A 20,300-nucleotide genomic window follows, 5' to 3' on the forward strand; every position below is an offset into this window, starting at 1 on the left:
GGCATCGGCCAACAGGGCCGCATGCACCCGGTCCCAGGTGCCGTCAGCGGCGAAGCGGCGATGCCGCTTCCACACCGTCTGCCATGGCCCGAACTCCGCCGGCAGATCCCGCCACGGTGTCCCTGTCCGGTACCGCCAGATGATCCCCTCCACCGTGCGCCGGTGATCGGCGAACGGCCGGCCGCCCTTTCCCGACGCCGCCGGCATCAACGGCTCCACCAGGGCCCAGGCCCCATCCGACAGCGACACCATCCGAGACACCCCGTCAGCCTGCCGCTCCCGAGCGTCGACGGTTAGGAGACACGCCCTAGGTGACCGAGCCGAAGTAGACCAGCAGGGGTTTGCCGCCGATCAGCTCCCCGCTGGTGGCGCGCCTCCCGTCGATAGTGGGTAGGTCGAAGTCCGGGAAGCGGCCACCGGGCTCGACACCGCCCAGGAAGCCCCGGTCCTCGACGAGCAGGCCGGCGTGGAAATGGTCGTAGGCGTATTCACTCATGGTGTCCCCGGATCGTGATCGGTCTGTTCACGTCAGACGGTCAGGTGCCCGCTACTGGGACCGGCACACGCAGAACCGTCATCCCGCACCCCACGGCCCCGTTCTGCGCCCGGTGGATCCGGCCGGGGATCACCCTCCTGCCCGATGTCCGCCGGAGGCGGAAACGGTGATCGCCGCCACCTCGGCGTACCGAAGCCTTGCCGGGGCAGCCTGGGTGTCCGTTCCATGGCAGCGCCGGGTTCGGGCCTTCTCGACCGGTGCGGAGCCCACATCGGTGCCCCTGTCGTCACCTGCTCCTCATTCACTCCCGCGAACGAAGTGAAGGCGGCCGGTGACCCGCGACGCCTCGGTGACGGCTCACACGGGACCGGGGGGCCACGCTTGGGAGGCTGATCGTCACGCGTCCCGCACCGCCGCCAGTCCGTCCTCGTCGAGGAGGCGGATGGCGCCGGAGCCGGCGCTTACGTGTCCCCGGCGCTCGCGGTCCTTCACCACCTTGTTGAGCGAGGGACGGGCCACGCCGAGCATGGCCGCCAGTGTGCGCTGCGGCAGCCGGACCATCCCGTCCTCCGCCTCCTCGATCAGGAGCCCGGCCAGCTGGGCCGGCAGCGGGCGGCCCAGCAAGGAGATCAGGCGTCCGTGGCTCGTGGCGAGGCGCTGCGCGACGCTGGACAGCCAGCGCCGGGAGATCCCGGGATGCCGGTTCAGCAGCGACTCGAAGCCGGCCGCGGCGAATAGGAGGCAGATGGCGTCGTCGAGCGCGTGGGCCGTGTACGGCACGGGGATCCCGAGCAGCAACGGCACGTCTCCGTCGATGTCGCCCGGGTGGAGCACACCGACGACCACCCGGCCCCACGACGTCGGGACGCTGAGCTCGACATGTCCGGCCCGGACGATGCAGACGCCCGGCCCCGTGCCGCCCCCGTCGCCGAAGAACCGTTCGCCCCGCTGGAACGTCACCGAGGAAATCCGGCTGGCCAGGGCGGCGATGTCCTGAGGCCCCAGGGGCGCCTCACCGGCGCCGGCATCCGCGACCAGTCCGACGCGCTGCTGTCCGTGGAGGACGCCGGCGCCTGGAAGCCGGCACGCCGCGCCTACGAGTACGCCGCCCGGACCTGCGACACCGACCCGGCCGACATGCTGCTCGTCTCCGTCCACCCCTGGGACATCGACGGCGCCGCCCGCGCCGGACTGGCCACCGCGTGGATCGACCGGGCCGGAAGCCCGTACCCGTCGTCCTTCACGGCGCCGTCACTGCGCGCCAGCGGCCTGACCCAGCTCGCCGCGCAACTGAGCTGACCGCGACCCAGGTGGGTGTCCTCGACCCGGGTCACCCGGTCGTCGTCGGACGACCGGCCCCCGACCGCCCGCAGCGCGTCGGGCACGACTTCTCTCGGAGGCCGGCGCCTTGCTCGCACCGCACGCGGTCGGGCCTCACCGTCGGCCGGCGGCGAGGAACGGCTCGTCGCGACGCACGCCGGAGCTGTAGAAGAAGAAGCTCAGCAGGGTGCCGAAGACGATGTGCATGACCAGCTCGAACGGCTGGTTGGGCATCTGGAACTGCGGCAGGATCGTGTTCGCGATGATCACGAAGTTGACCACGTAGATGAGTGCGCCGTAGACGGTCCCGACCAACGCGGCGGTGCCGTTGGTGCGCAGCGCCGGGGCGATGAGCGCGAAGGCGATGCCCAGGAGAGCCGAGAGCACCATGTGGACGGCGACGCCGACCCACGGCTGCGCGGTACCGGCCTGTAGTGCGTCGGCGCCCAGCACGATCGTGGAGATGAGCTTGAGCGGCGCCAGCCAGCCGCCACCGGTCGTCGCGGCGAACCACATCGTGATCACCGCGAAGGGGATGCCGGCGACGATGCCACCGATGGCCCCGCGGAGCAGCCGGCGCCCCACCGGCTCAGGGGCGAGCGTGCCAGGTCGGTGCGTTGCGGATTCGTTCATCTCGTCCTCGCTCGTCGTCGGGTCCGTCCCGGCGACGGCCAGGACGGACGGAGGTTGCGGTTCCGGGCGCGCGTCAGCGCCGCATCTGCCTTGCCCTCTCCCGGCCACCCGTACCGGCGAACGTCACCTGGCCGACAAAGTCGGTGGACGGCCTGGTGCCGTGGTGACGTCGGGACCGATCCGCCCGTCCTGTCGCACCACTCAGGTCGCAGGGCCGGTCAGGAGGAGGTCTCCCCCGGCCTCTCGGGGGCTGAACCCCTCACCGCCGGGACCACGGCCTCCCGACGACACGCAGCGGCATCACGGTGCGCGATCGGCGGCCCGGCGCAGCGCGCCCATGGCGCCGGCTGCCGCGACGACGGCACCGGCGCCCACGGCCATGCGGGCGGCCCTGTTCGGCCATCCACCGCGCACCGCGTCCAGCTCGGGCTGCGGCGTGAACACGTTCCCGTCGTCGGCCGGTGCCGGCTGCTTGCCGAGGGCCACGAGCCGCATGGCCAGCGGCGCCAGTTCGCTGTAGGTGCGCGGCAGCAGCGCGTGCCCCCACGAGCCGAGGTGGTGCAGCTGCCCGACCGTCACCTCCCGGCGCGGGTGCTCGGCGCACCGGACGATGGCCCGGGCGGCCCGCGTGGGCGAGGAGACCGGTGGCACCGGCTTGATGTTCCGGCCGGTGTAGTTCGCCGCGTGGCGGAAGATCGGCGTGTCGATCGAGCCGGGCAGGATCGTGCACACGTGGATGCCGCGGTCCTGCTTCAGCTCCTGGCGCAGCACCTCGGAGAAACCCACGATCCCGAACTTGCTCGTCGCGTAGGCGCTGACGTAGGGCGAGGTCATTTTCGCGTACAGCGACGCGACGTTGATGATCACGCCCCGGCCCTGCCGTTTCAGCGCCGGCAGCGCGGCCCGTGCGCCCTGCATCGTGCCGAGGAGGTTGACCTCGATGATGCGGTGCTGGACGTCGACGGGGACCTCCCCGATCGCGCCGTAGGCCATGACGGCCGCCGCGTTGACCCACACGTCGATGCGGCCGAACTCCGTGACCGCCTGCCGGGCCAGCGCCTCCACCGCCTCGCTGTCGGCGACGTCGGTGGGCACGGCTACGGCTCGCGCCCCGGCCGCCCGGCACTCCGCGGCCGCCGCGGCCAGCGAGGGGCCGCCGCGCGCGGCCAGGACGACGTTCGCACCCCGTCCGGCGAACCGCTGCGCGGCGGCCCGGCCGATGCCGCTGGACGCCCCGGTGACGACGACCGCGGCACCGTCGAGATCGACGCCCCGGCTCACGGCTTGAGGACGACCTTGATGCAGCCATCCTCCTTGTTCTTGAAGATCTCGTAGCCGTGCGGGGCCTCGTCGAGCGCCATCTTGTGGGTGGTGAGGTCCTCGGTCCCCAGCGGATCGGCGTCGTCCTGCAGCGCCGGCATGATGTCGTCGATCCAGCGCTTCACGTGCGCCTGCCCCATGCGCATGGTGACGCCCCTGTCGAACAGCTGCATCATCGGCATCGGGTCGGCCTCGCCGCCGTACACGCCGATGAGCGACACCGTGCCGGCGCGCCGGACGGAGTCGAACGCCGTCCGCATCGCCGCCATCCGGTCGATCCCGAAGGTCTCGGTCGCCTTCCGGGCCATGGCATCGGGTAGCAGGCCCGCCGCCTTCTGCGCGACCTCCTGGAACGGCGTGCCGTGGGCCTCCATCCCGACCGCATCGACCACGCCGTCGACGCCGCGCCCGCGGGTCAGTTCGCGGATCGCCGCCGGGACGTCGTCGACCTCGTTGCTGTCGAGCACGGTGATGCCGTGCCGCCGGGCCATCTCCAGCCGCTCGGGCACGTTGTCCACCCCGATCACCTGCTCGGCGCCGAGGTGCTTCGCGACCCGCGTGGCGAACTGGCCGACCGGGCCGAGCCCGATCACCGCGCAGGTGTCACCCTCACCGACGTCGGCGTACTTCACCGACTGCCAGGCGGTGGGCAGGATGTCGGACAGGAACAGCCACCGCTCGTCGGCGTGCTCCTGCGGCACCTTGATGGGCCCGAACTGCGCCTGCGGCACGCGCAGGTACTCGGCCTGCCCGCCGGGGACCTGGCCGTACAGCTTCGTGTAGCCGAACAGGGCTGCGCCCTTGTCCTGTTCGCGCACCTGCGTCGTCTCGCACTGCGCCATGAAGCCGTGGGTGCACATCCAGCAGTGCCCGCAGGAGATGTTGAACGGGATGACGACCCGGTCACCGGGCTTGACGTGCGTGACCTCGGGGCCGACCTCCTCGACGATCCCCATCGGCTCGTGGCCGATGATGTCCCCCTTGTCCAGGTACATCCCGAGGACGTCGTAGAGGTGCAGATCCGAGCCGCAGATCGCCGTCGACGTCATCCGCACGACCGCATCGGTCGGTTCCGCGATCACCGGGTCGGGCACCGTCTCCACCGAGACCTTGCCCGTCCCCTGCCATGTCAGCGCCTTCACCGCGTCACTCCGTCCAGTAGGTGTCCGTCGTCCGAGGACCGGTCCTCTTCGGCGCTACCCGGCGCCGGGAACGGCATGCGATCCGGACCGGACGGGAACATGTCGGTCCTGTGACGCCGCGGCCGCCGAGTTGCTCGACCGGACGCCCGCCGGTCGCTCCCCGTTCGAGCTGCCGCCGTCGCGGGGGCGGTCCCGCCGCCCGCTCGACTGGAGCGACGGGACCTGACCGCTGGAGGCCCCCCCGGGGGACACCGGCGGCTGATCAGGAGTGTCCCGGGGCTCCGGGATCCGGGCGACCGCGCGTCGGCCCGGGACGGCGGCTCCCGCGGTCGCGCGGTACGGCGACGGGGAGCTCGCCGGTGTGCACGAGCTGGTCGGCGATGTCGCGAACCTTGTGGTTGGCGTGCATCGACGCCTGGGCCAGCAGCTGGAAGGCCTGGTCGGGGGCGCGACGTCGTGGAGGTCGCGCGGGGCCACCTGCTTACCGCACCGGCGGCTGGGTACCGGGCGGCGGACGGAGTCTGCTAACACGGGTCCGGTTGCTCGACGGGTGCGCACTGCCGCTCTCCCGGGGACGAGGACCTCTCGCATGCCGGTGGTCCGGCATCCCGGGAGAGGTACATGACACAGCAGTTCTGGGCGTACCGGCCACCGCCGGCGCCCGACGCAAGGATGCCGTCCCTGTACCACGGGGAGCCCGCCACGGCCGCCGAGATCAGCGCCGGACGGGCGCAGCTGCGCACCGCGGCGGTCGGCTCGGCAGCGGTGAGCGGTCCCTGCGACGACGATCTCGACCGGCTCCTGCTGGTCTTCGAAGAGCTCGTCTCGAACGGGCTGCGGCACGGGTCCCCGCCGGTGCAGGTGACCGTCACCGGCACGGCCGGGGGCTGGCTGCTCCAGGTCAGCGACGCCGCGGTCGACCGTCCGCCCACCCCACCCGTCGGCCGGGACCCCTCCACCGGCGGCATGGGCCTGAACCTGGTGGCGGCCCTGTGCCCGGCGCACGGCTGGGACGTGCACGCGGGCCGCAAGGTCGTGTGGGGCTGCCTGGAACCGGTGCCGCCGCTCGGCACGCACCGCCCGTGACGACGGCTCGGCCGCCGGGCGTCCCGGCGTAGCCAGGTGCTCCGACGGCCGAGGCCCGCTGCGGCGGCGCCGTCTCCCGGCCGCAGCGCCGCCGCACCGGCGGGCGGGATCAGTCCCGGTGGCGCCCGCCGCGCCGGCCGGTGCCCGCGTCCTCGTCGGCCACCCGCGCGCTCACCCGCTGCTCCAGGTCGGCGAGGCGCTCGTCGGCCTCCTCCTGCGTGAGGGCACCGTCCTCGACGGCCTGGGCGATGCGCTCCTCCTGCGCCGCCACGAGCGCGTCGACGAGCACCTCGACGGCCACGCCCTGCTGCTCGGCGACGTCGGCCAGCGTGGTGCCCTCGGTGGCCAGCGCCTCCCGCAGCTCGTCGTCGGTCAGGTCGAGCGCCGTCGCGGCCGCGGCGAGGTGCGGCCGGGCCGCAGGGCCGTGACCACGGCCTCCGCCGAGCCCGCTCCCGGCCAGGGTCGCGGCGACCTCGTCGGCCTGCTCCCCCGTGAGAGAGCCGTCGTCCACCAGCCCCGACAGGGCGTTCCGGATCCGGTCCTGGCGGGTGGTCGAGGCCTCCTCGTCGGCCAGCGCCGGAACGGCGACCGCCAGCCCTCCGCCCAGCGCGAGCGCCCCGGCGGTCGTGGCGATGATCAGTTTCCTCCGCACGTTCCCCTCCTCGGTCCGGATCGGTCCGTCGTGACCGACGCGGCAGCAGCCTCGGCCCGCCGGCTGCGGTGCGGCTGTGCGTCGAGCGGGCAGGTGCCTGTGAGCCGGGCGGCCCGCGCCGCCGCCGGCGCCGTCGGGGAGGATGCCCCGGTGAGAGCGGTGGTGAGCCGGGTGGTTGCAGCGGCTGTAACGGTCGAGGGTGCCGTCGTCGGCGAGATCGGTCCGGGACTGCTGTCACTGGTCGGAGTGGGCCGGGACGACGACGCCGACCGCGCGCGGGCGATGGCGCGCAAGATCCACGAGCTGCGCATCTTCACCGGGCCCGACGGGGCCGTCTCGGCGTCCGACCTCGGTCTCCCGGTGCTCGTCGTCAGCCAGTTCACCCTCTACGCCGACACGCGCAAGGGCCGACGGCCGTCGTGGCAGGACGCCGCCCCGGGCGAGCTCGCCGAGCCGCTGGTGGAGGAGGTGGTCGCGGAGCTGCGCCGTCGGGGTGCCACGGTGGCCACCGGCGTCTTCGGCGCGAGCATGCGGGTGTCGTCGGTCAACGAGGGGCCGATGACCCTGCTGCTGGAGGTCTGAACCGCCGCCGTCGTCATGTGAATGACATGTCTGGGACTCCACGGCGGCGGGTATCGGCGGATGACCGAAGACACTCCCTGTCGGTTTGCTGTGAACGACCGGATCGCGGAACACCGGACCCCTCAGTGGCCGTTGTGCAGGGCGTACCACACCGGACAGAGAAGAGCGGGACCGGCCGGTGACCCCGGAACCGTGGCCCCCGCTCCACGCCTGGATCGCACCGCCGCCCATCGACGCCGGCGGGTGCATCCGAAACCAAGGCAAGGACGAAGACCCATCGTGACGCTGCTGCAGTCCTCCCCCACCGACACCCTGGACGTGCGCGCCCCCCGGCGGGAGCCCGACACCAGCGGCCTGGTCTCCACCGACCTCGTGCGCGTCTACCTCAACACCATCGGCAAGACCGCTCTGCTCACCGCGGAGCAGGAGGTGGAGCTGGCCAAGCGGATCGAGGCCGGTCTCTACGCCGAGCGGCTGCTCGCCGAGCAGGAGGGCCTCACGCCCGCCCGCAAGCGCGACTACAAGATCCTCGCCACCGACGGCAAGGCGGCCAAGGCCCACCTGCTGGAGGCCAACCTGCGGCTCGTCGTCTCGGTGGCCAAGCGCTACACCGGCCACGGCATGACGTTCCTGGACCTCATCCAGGAAGGCAACGTCGGCCTGATCCGCGCGGTGGAGAAGTTCGACTACACCAAGGGCTTCAAGTTCTCGACCTACGCCACCTGGTGGATCCGGCAGGCGATCACCCGGGCGATGGCCGACTCCGGGCGCACCATCCGGCTGCCCGTCCACCTGGCCGAGCAGGTCAACAAGGTGGTCCGCACCCGCCGGCGCCTGCACCAGGAGCTCGAGCGCGAACCCACCGCCGAGGAGCTGGGCCTCGAGCTCGACCTGCCCGAGGAGCGGATCACCGAGCTGCTGGAGTACAGCCGCGACCTGGTCAGCCTCGACCAGACCGTCGGCGCCGACGAGGAGTCGCGGCTCGGTGACTTCATCGAGGACGCCGACGCCGCCGTCGCCGAGGACGCCGTCGCCTTCCAGATGATGAAGGGCGACGTGCGCAACGTCCTCTCCACGCTGGAGGACCGCGAGCGGGACGTCGTCGTGCTCCGCTTCGGCCTGGACGGCGGCCAGCCCCGGACGCTCGAGCAGATCGGCAAGCAGTTCGGCCTCTCCCGCGAGCGCGTGCGGCAGATCGAGCGCGAGACGATGGCCAAGCTGCGCGACCCGCAGCGCGCCGACGCCCTGCGCGACTACCTGGCGTAAGTACGGCTCAGCGAGGGCCGGTCACCTGCGGGTGGCCGGCCCTCGCTGCGTCCGCGACCGGGTCGCCCCCGCATCGGTGATCAGCGCACCGATCATCGCGGCCGGGACGGTTCACACCGGCGAGCGCATCCTCCGCGGGCCGGGGTCGACGCGGGCGGTGGGCGGGCCGACCAGCCCGGTGCCGCCGGCGACGACCAGCGAGCGGCCGCCGTGCCAGGCGTTGGCGGGGCCCACGATCACCGGCTCCAGCGTCAGCCGCAGGACCTCCGGCAGGTCGTCGGCCAGCCGGGCCACCCGCAGCAGCAGGTCCTCCAGAGCGGCGAGGTCGACCTGCTCGGAGCCGCGGTAGCCGTCCAGCAGCGGGAACGCCCGCGGCGAGCGCACCAGCTCCGCGGCATCCAGGTCGGTCAGCGGCAGGGTGCGGTAGGCGCGGTCGCCCAGCAGGTCGGTGGCCACGCCGCCGAGCCCGAAGCTCACCAGCGCGCCGAACGACGGGTCGTCGACGATCTCGACGACGGTGGCCACGCCGGGTGCGGCCATCTCCTGCACGATCACCGGGTCGCCGGAGGGGATGGCGGTGAAGGCGCTGCGCACCGCCTCGGCATCGGGCAGGTCCAGGCGCACGCCACCGAGGTCGGACCGGTGCCGCAGCCACGGCGCGGTGGACTTCAGCACGACCGGGTACCCGACCGCTCCCGCGGCAGCGACCGCCGCCTCCGCGTCGGTGACCCTGCGGGTGCCCAGCAGCGGGATGCCGTAGGCGGCCAGCAGTCCGATCAGCTCGTCGTCGGTGAGCTCCCGGCCGGCCGGCGCCCCCGCGAGCGCGGCCCGCACGATGCGCTCGGCGGCGGCCTCGTCGACGTCGGGCAGCTCCGGCACGTCGCCGACCGGGCGCCGCCGCCACTCCGCGTACTGGACGGCCTTGGCCAGCGCGATCACCGCCCGCTCCGGCGTGGAGTAGGACGGCACCGAGCCGCGGCCGGGCACCCCGTGCTCGTCGAGCACGGCGAGTTCCTCCGGGACCCCCTCGGTCGAGAGGAAGCTCGCCACGATCGGCTTGCCCGATGTGCGCGCCACCGCGCGCAGCGCCGGCCCGAACTCCGCCGAGCCGGCCATGAGCGGCGGGAGGAAGACGGCGACGACGGCGTCGACACCGTCGTCGTCCACCGCTGCCTGCAACGCGGCGCTGAAGTCCTCCGGTGTGCCCGCTGCCCCGATGTCCACGGGTTCCTCGCGCGCGAGCTCCAGGCCCTCTTCCAGGACGGCGTCCGCGACGAGCCACCCGATCGCCGTGGAGTTGCCCACGACGGCCACGCGCCTCCCCGCCGGCAGCGGCTGGTGCGCCAGCAGGGTGCCGACGTCGAACATCTGCGCGACGGTCTCCACGCGGATCACGCCGGCCGAGGCGAACAGCGCCGCCACCGACTGCTCCGGCACCGCCACCGACGTGCCGGCGAGCCCGCGGGTGACCTGCACGTGCCGGCCGCTCTTCACCGCCACCACCGGCTTGGTGCGCCCGACGGTGCGCGCCAGGCGGGCGAACTTGCGCGGGTTGCCGAAGCTCTCCAGGTGCAGCAGCACGACCTCGGTGCCGGGATCGGTGGCCCAGTACTGCAGGAGGTCGTTGCCGCTCACGTCGGCGCGGTTGCCGGCCGACACGAAGGACGACAGCCCGAGGTTGCGGCTCCGCGCGCTCTCGAGGAGGGCCACGCCCAGCGACCCGGACTGGGCGAAGAAGCCCACCCGGCCGCGTCCGGGGACCATCGGCGCGAGGCTGGCGTTGAGCCGCACCTCCGGGTCGGTGTTCACCACGCCCAGGCAGTTGGGGCCGACGACGCGCATGCCGGAGGCCCGGGCCGCGGCGACCAGCTGCCGTTCGCGCTCACGGCCTCCGGGTCCGGTCTCGCCGAAACCACCGGAGATGACCACCAGCCCACGCACCCGCTTGCGGCGGCAGGCCTCCACCACGCCGGCGACCTCACCGGCGGGCACCGCCAGGATCGCCAGGTCCAGGTCGTCGGGGATGGACTCGATGTCGGCGTAGGCGGGCACGCCCCGGACGTGCCGCGCGCCGGGGTTCACCGGGTAGACCGGCCCGGCGAAGCCGTAGTCCAGCAGGTGCCGGAGCACCGCGTTGCCGATCTTGCCGTCGTCGTTGCTGGCCCCGACCACGGCGACCGACGACGGCGTCAGCAGCCGGGCGATGGACCGCGACTCGCTGCGCTGCTCCCGCTCGTAGGCGACGGCGAGGGCGTCCTCGGTCTGCTCGATGGGGAAGGTCAGGTGGACGACGCCGTCCTCGTAGCTGCGCTCGGCCTTGTAGCCGGCGTCGCGGAAGACGCGCACCATCTTGCTGTTCTGCGCGAGCACCTCGGCGACGAAGCGCTTGATGCCCCGCTCGCGGGCCGCCGCGGCGAGGTGCTCGAGCAGCACCGAGCCCAGCCCCCGCCCCTGGTGGGCGTCCTCGACGAGGAAGGCCACCTCGGCATCGTCCGTGCCGGGGTAGCGGTCGTAGCGGCCGACGGCGATGACCTGATCGCCCAGCAGCACCACGAAGGCGACGCGGGAGTCGTGGTCGACGTGGGTGAACCGGTGCAGGTCGCGCTCGGAGAGCCGCTTCATCGGCCCGAAGAACCGGTAGTAGCGGGTCTGGTCGCTGCTGCGCTCCATCAGGCCGTTGAGGCCCTCGGCGTCCTCGGGGCAGATCGGGCGCAGGTGCACCGTGCCGCCGTCGGCGGCGACGATGTCGGCCTCCCAGCCCGGCGGCGGGGTGGGGTTCTCCTGCTCCTCGGGCGGCCCCTCTCCAAGGGCCCGCTGCGAGCCTGCGAGCAGTGGTGGGGAGAGGCGTCCTTCGTCAGTCACGGGGGTCGTCCGGGTCGAGGCCGAAGTACGGGAAGCTGGCGCGGCGGGTGCGCATGATCGCCCGGTCGACGCGGGACTCGGTGAAGGAGTCCCAGCGGGAGAAGCCGGTGTACCCGCCCTCGGTCATGTGCGTCGGGGGCCGGGCGCGCAGGCCGCGGCGCAGCACGTCCTCCCGCCACGACTCGGGGATCTCGGTGGCGGGGTCCAGCTTCACGCCGCCGGCCTCGGCGATCAGGTGGGTCCACGCCCGGGGCACGCAGCGCACCAGGCCGTAGCCGCCGCCACCCAGGGCGATCCAGCGCCCGTCGCAGATCTCGTGGGCCAGCTCGTGCATGGCCTTGTAGCTGGCGCGCTGCCCGTCGACGGTGAGCGCGAGGTCGGCCAGCGGGTCCTCGTGGTGGGCGTCGCAGCCGCACTGGGTGACGATGATCTGCGGCTGGAACGCCGTGAGCACGCTCGGGACGACGGCGGTGAACGCCCGCAGCCAGGAGGAGTCGTCGGTGCCGTTGAGCAGGGCAAGGTTGACCGCGCTGCCGAGCGCCTTGCCGGGGTCGCCGGTCTCCTCCGGGAAGCCCGTGCCCGGGAACAGCGTGAGCGGCGTCTGGTGGATGCTGACCGTGAGCACCCGGGGGTCGTCGTAGAAGGCCGCCTGGACGCCGTCACCGTGGTGGACGTCGAGGTCGACGTAGGCGATCCGCTCGTACCCCTGGCCGAGCAGCCAGGCGATGGCGACGGCGGCGTCGTTGAAGACGCAGAAGCCCGAGGCCGATCCGCGCATCGCGTGGTGCAGGCCGCCGGAGATGTTGACGGCGTGCTGCGCCGCACCGCTGTGCACCTGCTGGGCGGCGAGCACGCTGCCGCCGGTGATCAGGGCGGCGGCCTCGTACATCTCCGGGAAGATCGGGTTGTCCGCAGTGCCCAGGCCGTACCCGACGCCCGGGTCGGCCGGCGCCTGGCGCACCGCCTCCAGGTAGACCGGGTCGTGCACCAGGGTGAGCAGGTCCTCACCGGCCGGCTCGGGCTTCAGCACCTGGAGCCGGTCGGAGGCCAGCAGGCCGAGGCCGTCGGCCAGGCGCATCGTCAGGTCGAGCCGCACCGGGTGCAGCGGGTGGTCGCCGCCCATCGTGTAGCCGAGCAGCGCGTCGTCCCAGACGACCGCGACCGCGTCGCTCACGGGCACCTCCCCTCCCGGCGCGCCCGGCCGGGCGCGGCGGCTCGGTCCGGACGCTACCGGGTCCCGTGGTGCCCGGTGCGCCGGCGAGACCACCCGCCGGTGGCCCGGTGCCGGGCCTCCGGCCCCGTAGACTGGCCGCCGACACGGAGGAGACCTGTGAACGACCTCATCGACACCACCGAGATGTACCTCCGGACGATCTTCGAGCTGGAGGAAGAGGGCATCGTCCCGCTCCGGGCCCGCATCGCCGAGCGGCTGCACCAGAGCGGCCCGACGGTCAGCCAGACGGTCGCCCGCATGGAGCGCGACGGGCTGCTCACCGTCGAGGGCGACCGGCACCTGCAGCTGTCCGAGGAGGGGCGCCAGCTCGCCACCGCGGTCATGCGCAAGCACCGGCTCGCCGAGTGCCTGCTCGTCGACGTCATCGGCCTGGACTACGCCGACGTCCACGAGGAGGCCTGCCGCTGGGAGCACGTGATGAGCGAGGCGGTCGAGCGCCGCCTGCTGTCGCTGCTCGGCAACCCCACGGTGTCGCCCTTCGGCAACCCCATCCCCGGGCTGGAGGCCCTGCGCGGCGACGAGCCGCTCGGAGACGAGACCTCCGCGGTCCTGGACTCGCTGACGCTGCTGTCCGCCACCGCCACGGCGGAGGGCCGCCCGGTGGTGATCCGCCGGATCAGCGAGCAGCTGCAGGAGAACGCCGAGCTGCTGCGCGCGCTGGCCGACCACGGGGTGCGCCCGGGCGTGACGATGACCGCGCAGCTGGTCGAAGGCTCGGTGGCCCTCGACGGGTACGTGCTGCCGACGGGCGTGGCCCAGCACATGTTCGTCAGCGCCACCGACGAGGAGCTGACCCCGCTCGGGGCCGCACCGCTCCTCTGACGACGTCGTGGTGACCCGGCGGGCCCGACGGCAGCGAGGTGCTGCGCGTGCCGGCCGGTGACCCCCTCGCGGCCGGGGACATGCTGCGGGAGGTGGAGACCGAGCTCGGCCCGCTGTGTCCCGACGAGTTCCTCCGGGCCTGGGACGTCCGCTGACGCACGGCGGGGCGTGCACCGGCTCACTACGGTGAGGCGGTCCCCCGCTGCCGCCTGAGAGAAGGCCCCGGTGAGCACGTCCGCTCCTGCCCCCGACGACCCGGCTCCCACGCCCTTCCACCGCCTGGCCGACTTCGTCGCGCTCCCGCGGATCGGCGGCCTGGCCCTCTCGCCGGACGGGACTCGGCTCGCGGTGCCGCTGCAGACGCTCGACCGCGAGGGCAAGAAGTGGCAGACGGCGCTGTGGGAGATCGACCCGCAGGGGGTGCGGCCCGCCCGGCGGCTCACCCGCAGCACGCCCGGCGAGTCGGCGCCGGCCTGGGCGCCGGACGGCTCGCTGCTGTTCACCTCGGCCCGGCCCGACCCCGGTGCGGAGCCCGCGGCCGAACCCAGGCCGGCGCTGTGGCGCCTGCCCGCGGACGGCGGCGAGGCGCGACCGGTGCTGGCCCGGCCGGGTGGCATCGCCGGTTTCGCCGTCGCCGCGGGCAGCGGTGACGTCGTGGTCGTCTCCGCCACGATCGCCGGAGGGTCGGCACCGGACGCGGACGAGGAGCGGCGCAAGGCACGGACCGACGCCGGGGTGTCGGCGATCTTGCACGAGGCCTACCCGGTGCGGTACTGGGACCACGACCTCGGGCCGGCGGTGCCGCACCTGTTCTGGGCCGGGCAGCTGCCGGCCGACGAGCAGCCCGGCGCGGAGCAGCCGCTGGAGCTGCGCGACCTGACCCCGGACGCGGCACCGCCGAACGGCTCCGGCGACGACGTCGACCTCTCCCCCGACGGGACGCTGCTCGTCCGGGCCGAGGAGGTGCCCGACGGCCCCGCCGGGCGGCGCACCCGCCTGGTGCTGGTCGGCACCGGGTCCGGGGAGACCCGGGTGCTCGTCGACGACCCGCTGGCCGACGTCCACGGGGCCGTCTTCTCCCCCGACGGCAGCCGGCTGGTGTGCGTGCGGGAGGCGATGTCCTCCTACGCCGACCCGCCGGACTACACCCTGCTCGTGGTCGACGTCGCCGACGGCACCGCCCGCGACCTGACCCCCGGCTTCGACCGCTGGCCCAGCGCCCCGCAGTTCTCCGCCGACGGCACCGCCGTCTACTTCCTCGCCGACGACGACGGCCGCCACGCGCTCTTCCGCGTGCCGCTCGACGGCGGGGAGCCGCTGCGGCTCACCGCCGACGGCGCCTACAGCGACCTGCAGGTCGCCCGCGACGGGAGCGCCCTCTACGCCCTGCGGTCGGCGGTCGACTCCCCGTCCCTGCCGGTCCGCCTGGACCCGGCGACCCCGATGCAGGACCCCGCTCCCCTGCCCACCCCCGTGGCCGTCGACCGGCTGCCCGGGACGCTGCACGAGCTCGACGCCACCGCCGCCGACGGCGCACGGGTGCAGTCGTGGCTGGTCCTCCCGGAGGGCGCGTCGGCGGAGTCGCCCGCCCCGCTGGTGCTCTGGATCCACGGCGGGCCGCTGATGAGCTGGAACTCGTGGTCGTGGCGCTGGTGCCCGTGGGTGCTGGCGGCCCAGGGCTACGCGGTGCTGCTGCCCAACCCGGCGCTGTCGCAGGGCTTCGGCCAGGAGTTCGTGCGCCGCGGCTGGGGCGAGTGGGGCGACGCCCCCTACACCGACCTGATGGCGGCGGTGGACGCGGCCGAGCAGCGGCCGGAGATCGACGAGGCGCGGACAGCGGCGATGGGCGGCTCGTTCGGCGGCTACATGGCCAACTGGGTGGCCACGCAGACCGACCGGTTCCGGGCGATCGTCACCCACGCCAGCCTGTGGAACCTGGAGCAGTTCACCGGCACCACCGACGCCGCGTACTACTGGGAGAAGGAGTGGGGCGACCCCTTCACCGAGCCCCGGCGGTACGAGCAGAACTCCCCGCACCGCTACGTGGACCAGATCCGCACCCCGGTGCTGGTCATCCACGGCGACAAGGACTACCGGGTGCCGATCGGCGAGGCCCTGGCGCTCTGGTACGGCCTGCAGAAGCGCGGCGTGCCGTCGAAGTTCCTCTACTTCCCCGACGAGAACCACTGGGTGCTGACGCCGGGGAACAGCCGCGTCTGGTACGAGACCGTGCTGGCCTTCCTGGCCGAGCACGTGCTGGGCCAGGAGTGGCGGCGGCCGGAGCTGCTCTGAGCTCCAGCCGGCGGTCACGCCTGCGGATCGGGCTCGGCCGCGCGCCCGATCAGGTCCCGCAGGCCCGCGGGCGGCAGGCAGGCGTCCAGGGCCCGCCGGAGCAGGAGCGCGAGGGTGTGCTCCGGGTCGGCGTCCAGGGCGCGGTCCAGGGCGATGCCGGCCATCGCCCCGTCGCCGCGCAGCCACGCGCTGACCGCGAGCAGGGTGGCCGGCGCCGCGTCGAGCGGCGCCGGCACCCGCCGCGTGCACTCGGCCCAGAGGACCTCCGCCGCTGCGGCGTCGGGGCCGAGCGCGAGCTGCAGGGCGCGGTCGCGCACCCGGACGTCGCGCAGCGCCCAGCCCAGCGCGGCGAGCTCGTCGTCGTCCAGCGGGCCTTGGCCGGCCGCGCCCGGCCGGCACCGGGCGACCGCCCGCCGCACCGCGGCCCACGACTCCTCCACCAGCGCCGGCCGGCCCACCTCCTGGAGCCGGGCCGCACGGCCGGCGGCGGCGCGGAGGCAGGCGGCCTGCATGCCCGGCCCCGACCCGGGTGGCGCGTCGAGCCGCTCGGCGAGCTCGGCCCGGTCGGCCGCGACCACCTGCCCCGTGCAGACGGCGGCGGCCGCCAGCGCGCTCACCCCACCGGGTAGCGGCGTCCCCGCCCCCGGTGCGCAGCAGGCGTGCGGGCAGTCATAGGACCACCAGCGCCCGCGCCGGACCAGCAGCACGTCCCGCGGGGCGATGCCGGCCGCGGCCAGGGCCAGCACCAGCTCGTGCACCAGCGCGCGGTGCGGCAGGTCGTCGGCCACCGAGCCGTCCGGAGCGGGGTCGTCGGGCTCCTCGGACACCACCACGGCCAGCGCCGCGGCAGGCCGGTCGCTGTGCAGGCTGCGCACCAGCAGCCGCGCCGTCCGCGCACCGTCGCCGTCCGGGGGCAGGTCGCCCCGGACGGTCAGCCCGACCCGCCCGCCGGACGGCCCGCCGAGGCCGACCAGGACCACCGACTCGGCCGGGTGGAACCCCAGCAGCTGCGGCAGCGCGGCGGCCACCTCCCCCGGGTCGGAGAGCCGGATCTCCAGCTGGTCGGCGGGCTGCTGCGCGGTGGGGACGTCCATGCGGCGACCCTGCTCGCGCCGCGACCGCGGTGGGGCGGTCCGGACCGGTCTGTGGACGGAGGTCGGCGCTGTGGACGCCCCTGCCCACGGGGTCTGTGCGGCAACACGTGGGCAGAGATGTGGGACTTCCGCACCGAGCGGTTCGAGCGCCGGATGATGGGCGCTGACGCCCACTTCCGGGGCCGAGAAGTGGGCGTCATCGCACATCGTCAGCCGGTGACGGGCGGGTGCGCGGGTGCCGGGCCGTCACGGCGGTGCCGGCGGGCCGGCGGGCCGGCGGGCCGGGTCAGTCCAGCGCGTCGGCCTGGGTCTCGTAGGCCTGCTCGAGCAGCTCCGCGAAGGCCGCCGGGTCGGCCGGCGCGGCCCCGCCGAGGCTCGTGTCGACCGACAGCAGGAGGAGCAGCCGGTCGTCGTCCTCCACCGCCGCGACCAGCGTCGGCACCGTCACCTGCGACCCGTCGGGCGCGGCGATCGTGGTCGTGTACCGCAGGAGGGCCGCACCGTCGCCCAGGTCGGCCACCGGGAGCTCCTCGAAGGTGATCGTCGCCTCCCCGATCTGCGGGGCGGTCAGGCGCGCCTCGGGGCACCGCTCGGCGGCGTCGGCCAGCTGCGCGACGGCGTCCTCGATGGGGCCGCCCCGCACCAGCATCTGCACCGTCGTCGTCGACCCCGTCGTGGCGCTCTGCGCGGCGACGTCCTCGAACGCGTCCAGAGCGGGCTGGGTGCCGTCGACAGCGGCCCGGCAGCTCTCCGGGGTGATCTGCATGTCCGGCCCGCCGGCGACGATGCCCGTACCGGCGCGCAGCTGGTCCGGGGAGAGCGCCAGCACGGTCGCGTCCGGCCCGAAGGCGTCGGCGGGCAGCAGCCCCGAGGCGAGGTCGGGGGCCTTCGAGGCCTGCGCGGACGACGCCGCCGCGGCCGACGAGGCCGCCGCGGCGGTGCGGTCCGAGGCGTCCCCGTCGCCGCAGCCGGTGAGCAGCAGGGCCGCGGCCGACCCGGCGACGAGGAGACGGCGTGCGGAGGTCATGCCCCCGACGCTAGCCGCCGCGGACCCGGGAAGGCCCTCACACCCGGTGCTGGATGGCGCTCCGCGCGGCCAGGATGGGCCGCACGTGCTCGGCGATGACCGCCAGGTGCACGGGGTCCTGCGCGTAGCGGTGGAACGCCTCGACGTCGGGGAACTCGGCGATCAGCACGGTGTCGGCGTTGCCGTCGACCAGGTCGGCGTCGTCGGCGACGACCAGCGACGTCATCCCGCCGACGGCGCGCCGCAGCCCGCGCAGCGCCTCGACGGTCTGCGCCCGCCGCTCGGCGTCGGCGTCGGGGGACCAGGTGAAGAGCACGACGTGACGGATCATCGGGGAAAGTCTGCCAGCCGCGCGGTCGTCCGGCCGGGTGGTGGACCTACCGGCTGGTAGCCGAGCGGCGGCGCACGGTCGTTAGAGTCCGTTCCATGGGACGGTCGTTGCGCATCGCACTGCTGTCCTACCGCAGCAAGCCGCACAGCGGGGGCCAGGGCATCTACGTGCGGGCCCTGTCCCGGGAGCTGCGCGAGCTCGGGCACCGCGTCGAGGTGCTCAGCGGCCAGCCCTACCCGGAGCTCGACGACGGCGTGCCGCTCACCCGCGTGCCGAGCCTGGATCTCTACCGGGAGCCCGACCCCTTCCGCACCCCGCGCCCGTCGGAGATCCGCGACTGGGTCGACGTCGCCGAGTGGGCCACGATGTGCACCGCCGGCTTCCCCGAGCCGCTCACGTTCACCCTGCGCGCGGCCCGCCACCTGCTGCCCCGCCGCGCCGAGTTCGACATCGTGCACGACAACCAGTCGCTGGGCTACGGCCTGCTGCGGCTGGTGCGGGCCGGCGTGCCCACCGTCGCCACCGTGCACCACCCGATCGTCATCGACCGCGACCTGGAGCTGGCCGCGGCCCCCACCCTGCGCCGCACGCTGACCCTGCGCCGGTGGTACGCCTTCACCCGGATGCAGGAGCGGGTCGTCCGGCGGCTCGACGCCGTCACCACCGTCTCGGAGAACTCCCGCCGCGACATCGCCGCGCACATGGGCCTGGCGCCGGACCGGATGACCGTCATCCCGGTGGGCATCGACCCCGAGAGGTTCTCCCCACCACCGGCCGGGCAGCCGCGCGAGACCGATTCGATCCTCGCGGTCACCAGCGCCGACGTCCCGCTCAAGGGGCTGGTGCACCTGCTGGAGGCGCTGGCCAAGCTGCGCACCGAGCGGCTCGTGCGGCTCACCGTCGTCGGCAGCACCCGGCCCGGCGGCCCCGCCGAGGCCGCGCTGGACCGGCTCGGCCTGCGCGACGCCGTCCGCTTCACCGGACCCGTGCCCGAGGAGGAGCTGATCCGGCTCTTCCGGCGGGCCTCGCTGGTGGCGATCCCCTCCCTCTACGAGGGGTTCTCCCTGCCCGCCGTCGAGGCCATGGCGTGCGAGACCCCGCTGGTCACCACCGATGCCGGCGCCCTGCCCGAGGTCGTCGGCACCAAGGCAGGGCTGCGGGTGCGGGCCGGCGACGTCGGCGAGCTCACCGCCGCCCTGCAGCTGGTCCTCGACTCCCCCTCGCTGGCCGAGCAGCTGGGGCGCGCCGGCCGCCGGCGGGTCCTGGACACCTACACCTGGCGGGCCACGGCCGAGCGCACCGCCGGCTGGTACGCCGAGACGCTGGACCGGAAGGGACACCCGTGCTGACCGTCGACTACGACCGGCTACACCTGCGGCCGGGGATGACCGTCCTCGACCTGGGCTGCGGCGAGGGGCGGCACGCGTTCGAGGCCTACCGGCGGGGCGCGCGCGTCGTCGCCGTCGACTGGGGGCAGCACGAGGTCGCGACGACGAAGCGCTGGCTCGGCGCGATCGCCGAGGCGGGCGAGGCCCCGGCCGGCGCCCGGTACGAGGTGGTGCGCGGCGACCTGCTGCACCTGCCGTTCCCCGACGCGAGCGTCGACCGGGTGATGGCCTCCGAGGTGCTCGAGCACATCCCCGACGACGCGACCGCGATGGCCGAGATCACCCGCGTGCTCAAGCCGGGCGGTCGCGTCGCGGTGACCGTCCCGCGCTTCGGCCCCGAGCGGATCTGCTGGGCGCTGTCGGACGCCTACCACGCCAACGAGGGCGGGCACATCCGCATCTACCGCGCGGACGTGCTGCGCGCCCGGCTGTCCACGGCCGGCCTGGTGCCCGGGGCGAGCCACCACGCGCACGCCCTGCACGCCCCGTACTGGTGGCTCAAGTGCGCCGTCGGGGTCGACGAGGACTCCGCCGCGGTGCGGGCCTACCACCGGCTGCTGGTCTGGGACCTCACGGAGCGCCCCTGGCTGACCCGCACCGTCGAGCGCGTGCTCGACCCGCTCATCGGCAAGAGCTTCGTGGTCTACGCCGACAAGCCCGCCGAGGTCGCCGTCGCCGCGGCCGGGCTCGACCGGGAGCGGTCCGCTGCGGCCCGCTGAGCGGGGCGCCGTCCTGCTGCCGGAGCTGCCCGGG

20 protein-coding genes and 1 pseudogene are annotated in these 20,300 nt (G+C 74.3%); 8 read left to right on the forward strand and 13 right to left on the reverse strand.

The genetic code is table 11. From position 1 onward, the window contains the following. From BMW62_RS14340 to BMW62_RS14350, 3 genes are all read right to left on the reverse strand, one after another. Window positions 1-261: transposase (locus BMW62_RS14340; protein ID WP_244524052.1), on the reverse strand; the 261-nt coding region annotated here is incomplete at its 3' end. Window positions 262-307: 46 nt separating this feature from the next. Beyond that, complete coding sequence (locus BMW62_RS14345; protein ID WP_091931746.1) at window positions 308-496, reverse strand: hypothetical protein; 189 nt, start codon at window positions 494-496, stop codon at window positions 308-310. 396 nt (window positions 497-892) lie between these two features. After that, window positions 893-1,456, reverse strand: a complete 564-nt coding sequence (locus BMW62_RS14350; protein ID WP_170852382.1) for a Crp/Fnr family transcriptional regulator — start codon at window positions 1,454-1,456, stop codon at window positions 893-895. Between the two features lie 96 nt (window positions 1,457-1,552). Between BMW62_RS14350 and BMW62_RS22685 the strand changes: the two genes are divergently transcribed. Further along, window positions 1,553-1,795: an HAD family hydrolase gene (locus BMW62_RS22685; protein ID WP_170852383.1), complete on the forward strand. Its 243-nt coding sequence runs from the start codon at window positions 1,553-1,555 to the stop codon at window positions 1,793-1,795. Between the two features lie 135 nt (window positions 1,796-1,930). On the opposite strand, the gene BMW62_RS14360 is transcribed toward BMW62_RS22685, so the two are convergent. From BMW62_RS14360 to BMW62_RS23500, 4 genes and pseudogenes are all read right to left on the reverse strand, one after another. Next, window positions 1,931-2,449 carry a hypothetical protein gene (locus BMW62_RS14360; RefSeq protein WP_139206272.1) on the reverse strand — a complete coding sequence of 173 codons (519 nt, stop codon included), beginning with the start codon at window positions 2,447-2,449 and terminating at the stop codon, window positions 1,931-1,933. 300 nt (window positions 2,450-2,749) lie between these two features. Then, window positions 2,750-3,730, reverse strand: coding sequence for an SDR family oxidoreductase (locus tag BMW62_RS14365; RefSeq protein ID WP_091931757.1), 981 nt, complete (start codon window positions 3,728-3,730; stop codon window positions 2,750-2,752). Next, on the reverse strand, window positions 3,727-4,911 hold the full coding sequence (locus BMW62_RS14370) for a zinc-dependent alcohol dehydrogenase (RefSeq protein ID WP_091931759.1): 1,185 nt from the start codon (window positions 4,909-4,911) through the stop codon (window positions 3,727-3,729). The genes BMW62_RS14365 and BMW62_RS14370 overlap by 4 nt, the downstream gene beginning before the upstream one ends. A 262-nt stretch (window positions 4,912-5,173) precedes the next feature. Then, a pseudogene (locus BMW62_RS23500) lies at window positions 5,174-5,344 on the reverse strand (antitermination regulator); the annotation flags it as partial. Window positions 5,345-5,532: 188 nt separating this feature from the next. On the opposite strand from BMW62_RS23500, the gene BMW62_RS14375 reads away from it, so the two are divergent. Next, window positions 5,533-5,997, forward strand: a complete 465-nt coding sequence (locus BMW62_RS14375; protein ID WP_139206273.1) for an ATP-binding protein — start codon at window positions 5,533-5,535, stop codon at window positions 5,995-5,997. 109 nt (window positions 5,998-6,106) lie between these two features. On the opposite strand, the gene BMW62_RS14380 is transcribed toward BMW62_RS14375, so the two are convergent. Continuing rightward, window positions 6,107-6,649, reverse strand: coding sequence for a hypothetical protein (locus BMW62_RS14380; RefSeq protein ID WP_091931765.1), 543 nt, complete (start codon window positions 6,647-6,649; stop codon window positions 6,107-6,109). A 150-nt stretch (window positions 6,650-6,799) separates the two neighbouring features. Between BMW62_RS14380 and dtd the strand changes: the two genes are divergently transcribed. After that, the gene (gene dtd / locus BMW62_RS14385; protein ID WP_091932043.1) at window positions 6,800-7,231 is read left to right on the forward strand and encodes a D-aminoacyl-tRNA deacylase; all 432 of its coding nucleotides are present in this window, start codon (window positions 6,800-6,802) and stop codon (window positions 7,229-7,231) included. Between the two features lie 279 nt (window positions 7,232-7,510). Continuing rightward, window positions 7,511-8,497, forward strand: a complete 987-nt coding sequence (gene sigB / locus BMW62_RS14390) for an RNA polymerase sigma factor SigB (protein ID WP_091931768.1) — start codon at window positions 7,511-7,513, stop codon at window positions 8,495-8,497. Between the two features lie 111 nt (window positions 8,498-8,608). Here sigB and BMW62_RS14395 read toward each other — a convergent pair whose 3' ends face one another. After that, entirely contained in the window at window positions 8,609-11,359 is a 2,751-nt protein-coding gene (locus BMW62_RS14395; protein ID WP_244524053.1) for a bifunctional acetate--CoA ligase family protein/GNAT family N-acetyltransferase, read from the reverse strand. Then, on the reverse strand, window positions 11,352-12,533 hold the full coding sequence (locus tag BMW62_RS14400; protein WP_091931771.1) for an acetoin utilization protein AcuC: 1,182 nt from the start codon (window positions 12,531-12,533) through the stop codon (window positions 11,352-11,354). The genes BMW62_RS14395 and BMW62_RS14400 overlap by 8 nt, the downstream gene beginning before the upstream one ends. 156 nt (window positions 12,534-12,689) lie before the next feature. On the opposite strand from BMW62_RS14400, the gene BMW62_RS14405 reads away from it, so the two are divergent. Both BMW62_RS14405 and BMW62_RS14410 read left to right on the forward strand, forming a co-directional pair. Further along, window positions 12,690-13,415 (forward strand): metal-dependent transcriptional regulator, encoded by a 726-nt coding sequence (locus tag BMW62_RS14405; protein WP_091931774.1) that lies wholly within the window; start codon window positions 12,690-12,692, stop codon window positions 13,413-13,415. 225 nt (window positions 13,416-13,640) lie between these two features. Next, window positions 13,641-15,707, forward strand: a complete 2,067-nt coding sequence (locus BMW62_RS14410; protein WP_091931778.1) for a S9 family peptidase — start codon at window positions 13,641-13,643, stop codon at window positions 15,705-15,707. Between the two features lie 14 nt (window positions 15,708-15,721). On the opposite strand, the gene BMW62_RS14415 is transcribed toward BMW62_RS14410, so the two are convergent. The 3 genes from BMW62_RS14415 to BMW62_RS14425 form a co-directional block, all read right to left on the reverse strand. Then, window positions 15,722-16,801, reverse strand: a complete 1,080-nt coding sequence (locus BMW62_RS14415; protein ID WP_091931781.1) for a DUF4192 domain-containing protein — start codon at window positions 16,799-16,801, stop codon at window positions 15,722-15,724. A gap of 286 nt (window positions 16,802-17,087) precedes the next feature. Then, entirely contained in the window at window positions 17,088-17,828 is a 741-nt protein-coding gene (locus tag BMW62_RS14420; RefSeq protein WP_091931784.1) for a hypothetical protein, read from the reverse strand. A gap of 37 nt (window positions 17,829-17,865) precedes the next feature. After that, complete coding sequence (locus BMW62_RS14425; protein ID WP_091931787.1) at window positions 17,866-18,159, reverse strand: Dabb family protein; 294 nt, start codon at window positions 18,157-18,159, stop codon at window positions 17,866-17,868. A 95-nt stretch (window positions 18,160-18,254) separates the two neighbouring features. Between BMW62_RS14425 and BMW62_RS14430 the strand changes: the two genes are divergently transcribed. Further along, window positions 18,255-19,508, forward strand: a complete 1,254-nt coding sequence (locus BMW62_RS14430) for a glycosyltransferase family 4 protein (protein ID WP_091931789.1) — start codon at window positions 18,255-18,257, stop codon at window positions 19,506-19,508. Beyond that, entirely contained in the window at window positions 19,502-20,266 is a 765-nt protein-coding gene (locus tag BMW62_RS14435) for a class I SAM-dependent methyltransferase (RefSeq protein WP_091931791.1), read from the forward strand. Before BMW62_RS14430 ends, BMW62_RS14435 begins: the two co-directional genes overlap by 7 nt. Window positions 20,267-20,300 lie beyond the last annotated feature (34 nt).

The organism is Blastococcus sp. DSM 46786, from assembly GCF_900109665.1.
Taxonomy (GTDB): domain Bacteria; phylum Actinomycetota; class Actinomycetes; order Mycobacteriales; family Geodermatophilaceae; genus Blastococcus; species Blastococcus carthaginiensis.

Excerpts from the sequence above, each read along its gene's own strand:
- BMW62_RS14345 (WP_091931746.1), bottom strand. The coding sequence starts at position 496 with ATGAGTGAATACGCCTACGACCATTTCCACGCCGGCCTGCTCGTCGAG.
- BMW62_RS14360 (WP_139206272.1), bottom strand. The coding sequence starts at position 2,449 with ATGAACGAATCCGCAACGCACCGACCTGGCACGCTCGCCCCTGAGCCG.
- BMW62_RS14375 (WP_139206273.1), top strand. The coding sequence starts at position 5,533 with ATGACACAGCAGTTCTGGGCGTACCGGCCACCGCCGGCGCCCGACGCA.
- BMW62_RS14415 (WP_091931781.1), bottom strand. The coding sequence starts at position 16,801 with ATGGACGTCCCCACCGCGCAGCAGCCCGCCGACCAGCTGGAGATCCGG.
- BMW62_RS14420 (WP_091931784.1), bottom strand. The coding sequence starts at position 17,828 with ATGACCTCCGCACGCCGTCTCCTCGTCGCCGGGTCGGCCGCGGCCCTG.
- BMW62_RS14425 (WP_091931787.1), bottom strand. The coding sequence starts at position 18,159 with ATGATCCGTCACGTCGTGCTCTTCACCTGGTCCCCCGACGCCGACGCC.
- BMW62_RS14430 (WP_091931789.1), top strand. The coding sequence starts at position 18,255 with ATGGGACGGTCGTTGCGCATCGCACTGCTGTCCTACCGCAGCAAGCCG.